The sequence below is a fragment of the Lentibacillus sp. CBA3610 genome (assembly GCF_013373365.1).
Classification (GTDB): Bacteria; Bacillota; Bacilli; order Bacillales; family Amphibacillaceae; genus Lentibacillus.
On record NZ_CP035925.1, the window covers coordinates 1305367 to 1317738 of the forward strand.

Annotated in this window: 9 protein-coding genes and 3 pseudogenes; 5 read left to right on the plus strand and 7 right to left on the minus strand. The window is 39.3% G+C overall.

The features are described 5' to 3' along the window. Positions 1 to 46: 46 nt before the first annotated feature. Positions 47 to 2078, minus strand: a pseudogene (locus Len3610_RS06625) (copper-translocating P-type ATPase). A 725-nt stretch (positions 2079 to 2803) separates the two neighbouring features. Here Len3610_RS06625 and Len3610_RS06630 point away from each other — a divergent pair. Further along, complete coding sequence (locus tag Len3610_RS06630) at positions 2804 to 3325, plus strand: CueP family metal-binding protein (RefSeq protein ID WP_176447256.1); 522 nt, start codon at positions 2804 to 2806, stop codon at positions 3323 to 3325. A gap of 111 nt (positions 3326 to 3436) precedes the next feature. Here Len3610_RS06630 and Len3610_RS06635 read toward each other — a convergent pair whose 3' ends face one another. Together Len3610_RS06635 and Len3610_RS06640 are read right to left on the minus strand one after the other, a co-directional pair. Continuing rightward, positions 3437 to 4831 (minus strand): sensor histidine kinase, encoded by a 1395-nt coding sequence (locus Len3610_RS06635; protein ID WP_255259818.1) that lies wholly within the window; start codon positions 4829 to 4831, stop codon positions 3437 to 3439. Continuing rightward, entirely contained in the window at positions 4776 to 5489 is a 714-nt protein-coding gene (locus Len3610_RS06640; protein WP_176447257.1) for a response regulator transcription factor, read from the minus strand. Before Len3610_RS06640 ends, Len3610_RS06635 begins: the two co-directional genes overlap by 56 nt. 132 nt (positions 5490 to 5621) lie before the next feature. Here Len3610_RS06640 and Len3610_RS06645 point away from each other — a divergent pair, with 132 nt between their 5' ends. The 3 genes from Len3610_RS06645 to Len3610_RS06655 all read left to right on the plus strand — a co-directional run bounded on the left by Len3610_RS06645 (position 5622) and on the right by Len3610_RS06655 (position 7060). Then, the gene (locus Len3610_RS06645; protein WP_176447258.1) at positions 5622 to 5870 is read left to right on the plus strand and encodes a hypothetical protein; all 249 of its coding nucleotides are present in this window, start codon (positions 5622 to 5624) and stop codon (positions 5868 to 5870) included. 16 nt (positions 5871 to 5886) lie between these two features. Next, positions 5887 to 6078: a hypothetical protein gene (locus Len3610_RS06650; RefSeq protein ID WP_142790623.1), complete on the plus strand. Its 192-nt coding sequence runs from the start codon at positions 5887 to 5889 to the stop codon at positions 6076 to 6078. A 166-nt stretch (positions 6079 to 6244) separates the two neighbouring features. Beyond that, the gene (locus tag Len3610_RS06655; RefSeq protein WP_176447259.1) at positions 6245 to 7060 is read left to right on the plus strand and encodes a cupin domain-containing protein; all 816 of its coding nucleotides are present in this window, start codon (positions 6245 to 6247) and stop codon (positions 7058 to 7060) included. 62 nt (positions 7061 to 7122) lie between these two features. On the opposite strand, the gene Len3610_RS06660 is transcribed toward Len3610_RS06655, so the two are convergent. Further along, the gene (locus tag Len3610_RS06660; RefSeq protein ID WP_176447260.1) at positions 7123 to 8838 is read right to left on the minus strand and encodes an Ig-like domain-containing protein; all 1716 of its coding nucleotides are present in this window, start codon (positions 8836 to 8838) and stop codon (positions 7123 to 7125) included. A 51-nt stretch (positions 8839 to 8889) separates the two neighbouring features. Between Len3610_RS06660 and Len3610_RS06665 the strand changes: the two are divergent. Beyond that, positions 8890 to 10055: pseudogene (locus tag Len3610_RS06665) on the plus strand (IS3 family transposase). Between the two features lie 7 nt (positions 10056 to 10062). Here the strand turns inward: Len3610_RS06665 and Len3610_RS06670 are convergent. The 3 genes and pseudogenes from Len3610_RS06670 to Len3610_RS06680 all read right to left on the minus strand — a co-directional run bounded on the left by Len3610_RS06670 (position 10063) and on the right by Len3610_RS06680 (position 12252). Further along, on the minus strand, positions 10063 to 10410 hold the full coding sequence (locus Len3610_RS06670; protein WP_176447261.1) for a nucleotidyltransferase family protein: 348 nt from the start codon (positions 10408 to 10410) through the stop codon (positions 10063 to 10065). A 111-nt stretch (positions 10411 to 10521) separates the two neighbouring features. Then, positions 10522 to 10941 (minus strand): cytidine deaminase, encoded by a 420-nt coding sequence (locus Len3610_RS06675; RefSeq protein WP_176447262.1) that lies wholly within the window; start codon positions 10939 to 10941, stop codon positions 10522 to 10524. A 140-nt stretch (positions 10942 to 11081) separates the two neighbouring features. Further along, positions 11082 to 12252, minus strand: a pseudogene (locus tag Len3610_RS06680) (IS256 family transposase). Positions 12253 to 12372 lie beyond the last annotated feature (120 nt).

Here is a 12372-nt window from a genome sequence, read left to right on the forward strand (position 1 = left end):
TTAAAAAGTGTCCCAAGGCTATGCGCCCCGGGACACCGTCTTGTGCCTATGCTTTCAATAATTTGGCGTTAATCGCAACAATGATCGTACTCATACTCATTAATACCGCTCCAACTGCAGGGCTGAGTACAATCCCGATTGGCGCCAGAACACCCGCTGCTAAAGGAATTGCAAATATGTTATACCCGGCTGCCCACCAAAGATTCTGGACCATTTTGCGATACGTTTTTCTGGATAGATTCATCAGTGATACAACATCTTTTGGATTGCTTTTGACAAGTACGACATCAGCTGACTCCATGGCTACATCTGTTCCTGCACCGATCGCAATACCTAAATCGGCTGTTGCCAGTGCGGGGGCATCGTTAACACCGTCACCTGTCATAGCAACTTCCCAGCCTTTGCTTTTAATCGTTTTGACCTGATTGGCTTTATCATCAGTAGAACTTCCTGCATAAACTTCATCGAATATCTAAATTGCTTGGCAACCAATTTCGCACTTTTTTATTGTCACAGTCAACATAATGGAAATGATATCTTTTCTTTAATGATGCAATGGCTCTTTTGCAGTTTTCGCGAACCATATCCGCAAGTGCAAACCATTCAATCAATTCGTCATCAAAGCAGGACAAAACCAACGTTTTACCCCTCTCGGACAATTTAGCGAACGTTTCCCGGTCATAATTCATGTTGTTATTGTCAACATAGCCAGGACTTACGACATTCACTTTTTTGCTCTCAATTTTTCCTTCGATTCCTTTTCCGGTGATGGATTCAAACGCCTCAATTTTTTTCAGTTCAAGATCTTTTTCGTTTGCCGAACTGACAATACCTGCCGCTATCGGGTGTTCCGAATTCTGCTCAAGACTGGCAGCCCATGTCAACACCTCGTTTTCTTGATACCCGTTATTTGGCACAATATTCGTTACACCGAATTCTCCCTTCGTCAGGGTCCCAGTCTTATCGAAAACAACGGCATTCAATTTTCGTGCTCCTTCAAAATTGGCACGGTTCCGGATAAGCAGTCCCTGTTTGGCCGAAATGGATGTCGATACTGCCACGACCAATGGTGCTGCCAGACCGAGCGCATGCGGACATGTAATGACCATTACCGTGACCATTCGCTCAAGTGCAACATCAAAGGAGTAACCAAGCATTAACCATACAAATAAGGTAATAAAACCGGATGCAAGGGCGATGTAAAACAGCCATTTGGCAGCACGGTTGGTCAGATCCTGTGTTTTTGATTTGGATTCCTGTGCTTCCCTAACCAGTGTGATTACCTGGGACAGATAGGAATCTTCACCAGTTTTTTCAACTGTTACTTTGATTGACCCTTCTTTATTGATCGACCCACCTATCACTTCATCGTCTTTATCTTTCTCTACCGGAACTGATTCACCAGTCAGCATCGATTCATCAATTGCTGAACTGCCTTCGTAAATCGTTCCGTCGACTGGAATTTTCTCCCCGGGTTTAATCAGTACGTTATCATCATGTTTCAATTCCGATGTGGGCACGTCTGTTACGTCGCCATTCTCATCAAGCTTATGTGCTTCACTCGGCATCAGTTTAACCAGTTCCTCAAGTGCATTCGATGCCCCCATCACTGAACGCATTTCAATCCAGTGACCAAGCAGCATGATATCAATCAATGTGGCAAGTTCCCAGAAGAAGTCCTTCCCTTCCCAGCCGAAAACAGTTAATGAACTATAGCCATATGCAACAAGAATCGCAAGGCCAATTAAAGTCATCATGCCAGGATTTTTATCTTTTAACTCACTAATCGCACCAGTGATGAACGGCCAACCACCGTAGAAGAAAACAAATGTCGCAAGTGCAAACAAGATATATTGATCAGCCGGAAATCCCCAGTCAAAACCAATAAAATCTTGGATCATCGGCGACAAAATTAAAATGGGAATTGTGACAATCAGCGATATATAAAATCTTTTTTTGAAATCACTGACCATATCGCCATGATCATGGTGTCCGTGATCGTGATGGTTATGATCGCCATGATCGTGACTACCGTGGTTATGATCATGATGCTTATGTTCTCCGTTGCTGTGGTCAATATGGCCTTCATGAGCATCGGTGTGATGACTATGATTGTCGTATTCATTATGTCGGTTATTTTGCCCTTCTTCCCTATCATGGACGTAATGATTATCATAATGTCGGTGATCATGTTGATTCGTATTTGTGTTATGATTTTCCTCTTCAAATTTACCCAATTATATTCTCCTTTCTGGAAAGCTTATTTTCCCAAATAATTACTTATCCATGATATCAATTTATACAATACCCCCGTATGGTAATAAACAAGCTGTACAATTATATTATCATTTTTCTTAATGAAAGTAAACTGCCAAATCTCTTTCATTAATTCCGAATTACATTGGCTGTGACCTATTTAATTGGTTCATCATGGGCTCTTGGGCTCTCATGATTCGTGTTGATAGCGGTAACAACTGGAAGCTCCACTCCATTATTGATTGCAGCAGTCCTTTCCGATGGTACCTTCGGAGATATGACATTCCCGGTTTCCGGTATGACCGCCATGTCATTAGGAATATCAAAAGCAACTCATATGACGTATGTCAGAGCAATAAGCACTTACATATTATTTACTGGCATTCCTTTCATTATCGATTAAGGATAATATTAGTCTGATATTGTCCAACTCCTACTCCCAACACGTTGTATCTAATTCTTATAAAATTAATTGACAAATACGAGACGGGGGTATAGACTTTACATGAAATTGGTAAAGTGGACAAAATAGGGAGTTGAACAATATATGAAAAAAAGTATCATCGGATTGATTGGATTATTGCTGATTTTTATAGTGGCGGCATGTGGTGAAGGTACCCAAAATGAAAAGGAAGCACAGAATATAAAAGAAATGGTAGAGGAATACAGTACTAGTGAATCTGATGACATATCAGCTTCCATTACATCACATGAACTTATTGTAACTGATAGTGAGTCCAACGAAACTTCTTATGAACTTCCTGAAGATGAATTTTTTGTTTCAATTGCGCCATATGCTAACCAAACACACCCTTGTTCCATTCATAGTTTAACAGGTTGTCAAGGGGAATTGACTACAGAAGAATTCGAGGTAAATATAACAAATGATGAAGGCAAAGTAATAGTTGATGAAACCATGACTTCATTACAAAATGGATTTATTGACTTATGGTTACCTCGTAATGAAACATTTCAAGTAAAGATTGAACAAAACGGCAAAACAGCAGAATCTGAAATTTCCACTTTTGAAGGTGACAATACTTGTATAACCACCATGCAATTAACATAGTCAATAATGATTAAATTTCCGGCTGAGAATCCATTTTGATTATTTAAAATGGATTCTTTATATTAAAACAGCAGAAATATTAAATCAAATCACCTTATGAAACAGCTGCAATTAATTCGTTGGAAACCATACCTTAACGGTTGTCCCAACGTTTATCTCGCTTTGAATTTCTATTTCACCGTTATGGGCATCAACTAGAGCTTTTACGATTGACAATCCAATACCAATACCACCTGTTTTCCTATCTCGTGATTTGTCACCACGATAAAACCTTTCAAATAAATGCGGAATATCTTCTTCACTAATGCCCGTTCCCTGATCGCTGACAATGAATCCAAGATAATCCGTTTGCTGTTGAATGTCTATAGACACCCTCCCATTAGTTGGCGTATAACTCAGTGCATTCTTCAAAATATTTGTTAATACCTGGACCACTTTATCACGATCACCTATGAAAGAATACTCTACATCAGGCTTATTCACATACAATTCTACGCCTTTTTCTCTAAACAAAGGAAAGAATAGATTCGTTAATTGATCTAAAAGCTGGTTTGCTTCAATTGTTGATGTTTCCAGCTTGATTTGTGGATTTTCAGCTGCAATCAGCTGTTCCAATTCATTAACAAGACGTACTAAACGCATTAATTCATTATGACTCTTTTCCAGCCTTTTTGGAGTTGGTTCCCATATGCCATCTTGATAAGCTTCGATTTGACTCCTAAGCGTTGCAAGAGGGGTCCTAATTTCATGAGCAAAATCAGCTGTGAATTGTTTTCTCAGTTGTTCCTCCTTAACCAGTGATTCTGCAAGTTGATTAAACGATTCTCCCAGTGTTTTTAATTCTGAAGTTAATTCATCCACAGGAACCTTTGCTTTGTGATTGTGTTTCCGTAAACTTTCGATTGCCCTCGATAATTGTTTAAATCCCCTTGTTAACCGCCTGGAAAAAAACAAACTAAAAAGTACTGATAGTCCCACCGTCACGATAACTGCTATCAGAATGTTTCTTTGAATTGACTTAAGAAACGTAAAATCCTCACCAATAAGTTCTACAGGGTAAAATACGTTTATCTGACCAATACGTTTATCATTTATCATTATATCAGTGGTATAGGATTCATAATTCTGTTCTGATCGGGAATCCCCGTGCATCCTGTTCATCATATCAAGCATCGTTGTCGTATTAATTAATAAGTTGTCGTTTTCATCATATATTTTATAATATAAATCCTCTGTCATCGCCTGATCATGCAGCAAATCCCTCAATCCATTAATTGATAAATGTCCACTTTCATCATAGTCCTCAATCAATTCTTGCTTAATGAGTTCTACATTCTTCTCCCTATCTTTTTGTAAGTATTTAGAGAAGTTATTCTCCACACCGAAAAATATTGTAAAGCTTGAAAGAAAAATGCCACAAAAGGAAACCACTAGCAGGTAAAACAAAATTTTAAATCGTAGCGTTCGGTTCATCAGCCTCTCCCCCAAATTTGTATCCCATTCCAAATACAGTCACGATGAATTCAGGATGTCGCGAATCTTCTTCTACTTTTTTCCTAAGGTTTTTGATATGGGTATCAATACTTCTTTCATACCCTTCGAAATAAACAGCGTCCACCTGAACCTTTTCTAATAAATCCGCTCTGCTATAAACACGTCCTGGGTACGATGCCATGGCAACAATAATTTTATATTCATTAGGTGTTAATGTTAAAACTTGATCATTTAGCTTTACTTCTTTTTTGTCTTGATCAATGACCATTTTCTCATTATTAAACTGAAGCAGACTTGTTTTCTCTGTATTTCTTAGCCTTCGCAAAACTGCTTTAACACGTATAACGACTTCTCTGGGACTGAATGGTTTTGTAACATAATCATCCGCCCCTATAACAATCCCATTGATTAAATCGTCTTCCGCTGATTTAGCCGTCAACATAATAATGGGAACATTACTCTCTTTTCTTATCAAACGGCAAACTTCTTCCCCCGAAATATCGGGTAACATCAAATCTAATATCATAATATCCGGTCTCTCATGCTTTGCTTTTTTTAAAGCTTCTAACCCATTAGATGCAAAATCAACAAACCAGCCTTCTTTTTTAAAATAAGCCTCCAGTACTTCAAGAATAACTTCTTCATCATCTACCACAAGGACTTTTGTCATGTAATCACCTCACCACTAATAGTATCATTTGTTAATTTAAAATGAATCATCTTCACAACTTCTACACAAGTTCTACATAAGAAAAACACGAGCAACCTGTATGATGTAGGTAAAAGAAAGGAGATGGACACAATGAAAAAATTATTTATTAGTATTTTAGCTGGAGCATTTATCATCGGAGGGACTGGAACTTTAGCTTTTGCGAATGCAGGAGGAGAAGAAGGCAATGGCCCATTTAACTTTGGTCAAATGAAACCCTATATAGAAGAGATGCATCCTGACCTATCAACACAACAGCAGAAAGAAATGTTTGATAATTGTCATGGCGAAGATGGGTATATGCAAAACTTTAACAATCAGGGCATGATGAGCGACTTCTAAAAAGGGGGCGATTACTATGATGGGTGGCTACAGTGGAATGATGAATGGATACGGCCTAATGGGTTTTGGATGGATAGGTTGGCTAATTAACATTATCGTAATTGGGATTGTTGTTTACTATGCAACCAAGTTAGCACTGAAACATCATAATAAAGAAAATCAAAATAAAAGGATAGACAAGGATAACAGCGAAAACAAGCAAGATTAGCTTCAATTAATACGTCACCGAATTTGTAACCATTTAAAACACATCTGAATTTTGCTGTGTTTGTGCTTTTAAGGTTTTATAAAAAGCATTCAATTCATAAATATAGGTACATTACCTGCACATGTGCATACGATAATTTCAGAAAACATGTGAAAGGATTGAAAAAATGTACAATTTTCCTTATGTGTATCCATGGCCGCATCAATATCCTTATTATACGAATGGACCATTGTATCAACATGAAAGGCAGCCTGTTTACTGGCCATATCCTAATGAATATGCAAACAACTCAAATGGTTTTTGTTCTAATTGCAGTGCTCCTATTTACTTAACAGACTACGGGCCAAATCCATTTGTGATCAATATCAATGAAGCAACGAAACAAAACAATACATTTCGCACCGCTTTGTGGACAGGAGAGCATTTACAAGTTACGTTAATGCGTATCGAGGTTGGGGAAGACATTGGTTTGGAGATGCATCCAGATGTTGATCAATTCATACGTATCGAACAAGGGCAAGGAATTACGCAAATGGGTGAGGATAAAAACAACTTAAATTTTGAACGAAATGTCTATGATGATTCCGCAATAGTCATACCTGCTGGAATGTGGCACAATCTGACCAATACCGGTATTGTTCCACTCAAACTTTACTCCATCTACGCTCCACCTAACCACCCATTTGGTACGGTTCATGTTACCAAAGCGGATGCAACTGCTGCTGAAGAAAATCACTACAAAGAAAATACAAGTATTTTTGGTAAGACACCGGATGAATGGGTTCGACACACTGAATTTTTGGTAGAAGAAGGATTGGAAGATGTAGAAAGAGGCATAAATGCTACGCATATTCTTCAGGAATTTATATTAATGGGTGTTCTTGTCGGGAAAGGCTATTCTCCTGAAAGAGCATATGAGACAGTAGAAGAATGGGAACGTACAGGAGAATCCAAACTTCTTCAGCAAAGTAAAAATATGTAGGGGGCGTCAATTGAACCCCCCCTTATTTTAGATTGACTTCTTACAGAATAAGGTTACTTTATTTATTCCCCTACATACGTATTAATAACCGTACGATTTATGACTGCATTCCTTGTTAAATGAACTTCTTTTATCAGTGAGCCATCTTCGGAATCAGGATTAATTAGATTTAAATTGTCCATATAGCCTGGTGGGGTTACTTCAAGTAGTACATAGCCTCCTAGTTTCAGTGATTCCCGAGGTTCCTCCCAAATAACAATTCCTTCTTCATTGGTCGTTCCAATTATTTTTACTTCATCAGTAAATTGTCCAGCGCTATTATCCCAATAATCTTCCCAATTTAAATTAGGAATTTCGATATCACTCAGTTCTCTGGCAAGAATAAAAGTGATGTTCGCTAGTTGATTTTCTCTTGGTCCACCGATAATCTCTTTCATAACATGAATATTATCTTCCGGAACAGTTGGCACGGCAGTACCAATGGTAAAGTTCGTGCGCAATGTCATATCTTCTTCAGGCGGAAAGCTAGGATCTGTACTCATAGAGACAAAGTATCTAGCACTATAATTTTGCGTCATATGAAAGAGGGTGGCAATATATAAATTAAATCCCGTTGTGTCAGGACCAATAACTACTTCTCCTTCCCCGAGAATACGATTGCTACCCGATTGTTCTACCTTTACATAATACGTGGTTGGTACAAAAATTGGTTTATAGGCAACAAGATTTTCCACATTAATGAAAACCTCTTCCGGTCGAGTGTAAACCTCTTGGGTTGGATAGATGAGTTCAATTTCTGGTGCGACACTTACTGTTAGTTGAGCATATGCTTGAAATCCACCGTCAACTGTCTCCGCTGTTATGATAGCAAACCCTGGAGAAACAGCAGTTACCAATCCAGTTTCTGACACTGTTGCCACATTATTATTGGAAGAACTCCAAGTTACATTAGGAGTAGTGGCATTATCTGGCGTTACGGTTGCGTTTAACTGTAATGTTCCTCCGACATAAAGAGATGCTGTATTGGGTTCAACACTTACTCCTGTAACTGGGACAGCTGATTCTGGTTTAGAATCTACTGTAATTAGTAACTGGGCAGTTAAATTTGTATAGGCTACATCCCCAAGCAACGTGTAGGATGGGGCAGGATTTAACGGGATAATAAATGTAGACCCAACAGGATCACCAGTAGAAGTTCGCCACATCACCGGTACATTTCTAGTGGAACCATCACTTAGGCTGACGGAAATTGTTTCAGGAAGAACGACAATTTGCCCTCTAATAGCGTTAATCGGTTCTGGAGTATTAATTGATTCGACATTAACGACCGTTACCATAGTAGATGCGGTAAACCCACCTCCATCGGTAGTTACGGTAATGATGGCAGTTCCTTCAGAGAGAGCTGAGACTACTCCTTCGTTATTAACTATCGCAACGTTGTCATTATTACTATTCCAATAGACAACTTGGTTATTGGCGTTTTCAGGTAGTACGGTTGCAGTTAATTGTCCTTGATTCCCTACTAGCAGACGCAGAGGCTCAGTATCTATGCGAACTCCTCCAACAGGTATGTCACTTGCTGTATATTCTAATGTTTCTGTAACGTATCTTTGATTTCCAGTTAAACGAATTTGTTTTGCTGGGGTAATGAAGCCAGGAACATCTTCCCCTCTGATAGCAACATCTCCACTTGGTTCTGTCGCAAAAGTTGCAACACCGTTAATGGTACGAGAGGTAATTACAGCATCTTCTCTGATGTTAGTCTGAAAATTGGACACAGAGAATGGGGATTTTTATACTTAAAATAATCATTTCTAGGAGTGTCCAAGATGAGCGGAAAAAGATATGATCGAGAATTTAAATTATATGCTGTAAAAATGGTAGTGGAAGACGGCAGGAAGGTTTCTGAGGTAGCACGGGAGTTGGATATAGTTCATCAAACCTTGCATAAATGGGTAGGGAAGTATCAAGAAGACCAAGAGGCGAGTTTTGTTGGCAGTGGGAGCTTGAGTCCTAAGGAAGAAGCCGAATACAAAAAAGATAAACGTATCCGTGACCTGGAAGAAGAAAATGTGATATTAAAAAAGGCTATGGGCATCTTCGCAAAAAACCAGAAGTAATCTACGACTTCATTGAAAAACACCGACACGAATTCCGTGTAGCGAAGATGTGCCAGGTATTAGGTGTTTCCAAAGGCGGTTATTATGAATGGCGAGATCGACCTCAGAGTGAACAGAAAAAGCGAAAAGAAAAGCTGACTGCACAAGTCAAACGCGTATTTATTGAGTCTAAAAGAAGGTACGTAAGCCCGAAAATTACAGAAACATTAAATCAAAAAGGCTGGAACGTATCTCCAAAAACAGTGACTCGCATCATGAAAGAGAATCGTTTGCGTTCAAAGACAGTGAAAAAATATAAAGCGACGACAAATTCAAAACATAATTATCCTGTTTATCCAAATCTATTGAATCAACAATTTCAGGTGAATCGACCTGGTGCTGTTTGGGTCAGTGATATCACATACGTGTGGACAAAAGAAGGCTGGCTGTATTTGGCCACTGTGATGGACCTATTTTCAAGAAGAATCATAGGGTGGCAAATGAGCCGTCGAATGACCAAAGAGTTGACAATGACAGCTTTACAGAGGGCCATCAATCAACAGCAGCCCCAGAAAGGACTCATTCATCACTCCGATCGTGGCAGTCAATACGCAGCAACTGATTATCAAGCGATTCTACGAAACCATGACATTACGACGAGCATGAGCAGGAAAGGCAACTGTTATGATAACGCCTGTATCGAATCGTTTCATAGCGTCATTAAGAAAGAACTAATATTTCACGAGAGGTATCAAACACGGAAAGAAGCTAAACGAAGCATATTCACCTATATAATGACCTTTTATAATTACAAACGGATTCATTCAGCTATTAATTATATGTCACCATTACAATATGAAAAAATGTATATTCAACAGCTAAAAGCAACTGCTTAAAAGGAATTTAACACCCTCTCAGGTAATGAAAGGGTAGCGTCCCTTTCATTACCTGAGAGGCCAGCAAGCGAAGCGCGGTAGGGATTGCAGGGAGATTCAACATTTTATGTGTCCAATTTCTTGACATAGATCCAGTCTCACTTATATTTGTATCATCAAAATAAATTACATCAATATCAGGCATAGGTGTCCTTTCGCTATAACCATGTAATATATCCCAAATTTTTGAACGGACAAAACCAGCACACACCCACCAATCGGGTAAATTCAGTGACTTTACCGTAGTTAAAATATCCATCATCCAATCATCTTCATTAATTACTTTTAAAATGTCCTTTTCACTCTTTAAGTCCATATTAGGTCCCGTATGCTCCCTATTTTAATGAATTTCCTTATCAGCAAAATGACTCTTATGTACATCCCAGACGCCAAGTCTTATTCCAGATAGCCGCCCGTTAACGGAACTTTAGTCATTAAATAAATCTTCATCTGGATAAGCAGCAGTCCAGTGATAAGGTTGCACCTCTGATAAAGTTTTAAAGACTATATCTTTTCCTGGTAAACTAACTGCCACCTTTACATCTGGTCCCCAATAAATTAATCTTTCCTGGCATACTCCACACGGTGACAAGACCTTGAATTCAGAATGTTCATCATCACGTACTACGCATATTGAATGAGTCACTTTTTTTCCAAGTTTATGAGCTTCAAGGATTGCTCCTGTTTCTATACAGAGTTCAGTGGAAGCAACAATGACTTTAGGTGCTATACTTGTCAAAATTGTACCATCTTCTAATGCCATCGATGCGGCACCGCCCCAATCAGAAGGATATTTTTCTTTAATTAATTCAATAGCCGAATCATATAATTTCTTTTCTATATCCATTGATATCCCCCTAGTAAATGATAATTGTATTTGGGTAGTGTCAATAAGTTTGTGTAAATCTTATAGGGTATCCTACAGAATAGGATTGGATTTTCAGACATCACCCCGGGTACCGGTAGATGTCTGAAAATTAAGTCAAATTACCCCCGGTCATTTCCGTACCGACTTTCGAACATATCCTGCAGCTGCTGATAAGCACTTGCGAATCCCCTCAGTTTCCGTTCTGCCCATCTTTGGTTGTAATCAGTAACCTGAAGATATACCACCTTTTCTGTAGCCCTTTCGCTGGGCAAACTGTTCATCGTCTTTGTGCGTTTCTTGATTTCCTTCATGGTTCTCTCTATGATGTTTGTCGTGTAAATGATGCGTTGGATGGAAGACGGATAATCCAGAAACGTCAAAAGCACTTCGAGATCTTTTTCCCATGATTTAACGACTTTCGGATGCTTGGACTGCCAAGCTTCTTTAAAAGCTTTAAATTGCTTTTTAGCTTCTTCTTTTGTGCTTGCCTCATATATAGGTTTTAAATCTTCTGCAACGGCAGTCTGATCCTTTTTACGTACGGCGTTTAAGGCATTACGGATTTATGGACGACGCCAACGCTGGACATCGGCTTTTGGAATTATATTTCTTCTCGCTTCCTTAAGCCGGGAAGGCCGTCAAACACCCGAGCAATACTTCTTCGGCTCCCCGTTCGTATATCACAAGGATATCTTTCCAGCCAAGAAGCGCTTTCCTGGCCACCATAGATCCTAAGATTTCACGATATCCCTCTTCCCGTGACACCATGACAATGTAGACCACTTCGTTAGCGACATCATCGCGACGCAATTTCAGATAGGTCCCGTCAAGGTAAAGAACGGAGTATCGCTTTTGTAATGGACGCTGCTGCCAGGCCTCAATGTTTTCAATCGTTGCATCTGTGATGTTACTTACCGTCGTTGCCGAGTAGGACGATCCCAGCATATGCTCGATCATCTGGCCGATTTCTCGCGTGCTCACGCCCTTTTGATACATTCGCGTGACCGTTTCACCGACCCATTGATCTCGACGCTTGTATGGCGAAAATAGTTCTGTTTGAAAGTCTCCATTGCGATCACGTGGAACGGCGAGATCATCAATATGACCGTGTTTGGTATCCAGTGTCCGTTCGTAATAGCCATTCTTCACTTGCTTCAAATCTGGCCGTTCTACCTTGAAAAATTGTTCTCGTTCTTCTTCCATCATTGTTTCGAGCTGATCTTTAACAAAATCACGCACAAGATCGTTCAGTTGATTCATGAAGCCATCATTCGTTATACTTTGAGACATGGTAGGGTTTCTCCTCTCTTTTTTCTGTCCAATTCTGAGGATACCCTACCTCTTTTTTTGTCTCAAAGAGTTTACACAAACTATTTTACGTCATCTGTATTTGGATTGAGTTGTGGTGTT

Bases quoted from the DNA above. Each gene is read 5' to 3' on its own strand.
- Len3610_RS06630 (WP_176447256.1), top strand. From the start codon at position 2,804: ATGAAAAAAAGTATCATCGGATTGATTGGATTATTGCTGATTTTTATA.
- Len3610_RS06640 (WP_176447257.1), bottom strand. From the start codon at position 5,489: ATGACAAAAGTCCTTGTGGTAGATGATGAAGAAGTTATTCTTGAAGTA.
- Len3610_RS06645 (WP_176447258.1), top strand. From the start codon at position 5,622: ATGAAAAAATTATTTATTAGTATTTTAGCTGGAGCATTTATCATCGGA.
- Len3610_RS06650 (WP_142790623.1), top strand. From the start codon at position 5,887: ATGATGGGTGGCTACAGTGGAATGATGAATGGATACGGCCTAATGGGT.
- Len3610_RS06655 (WP_176447259.1), top strand. From the start codon at position 6,245: ATGTACAATTTTCCTTATGTGTATCCATGGCCGCATCAATATCCTTAT.
- Len3610_RS06670 (WP_176447261.1), bottom strand. From the start codon at position 10,410: ATGGACTTAAAGAGTGAAAAGGACATTTTAAAAGTAATTAATGAAGAT.
- Len3610_RS06675 (WP_176447262.1), bottom strand. From the start codon at position 10,941: ATGGATATAGAAAAGAAATTATATGATTCGGCTATTGAATTAATTAAA.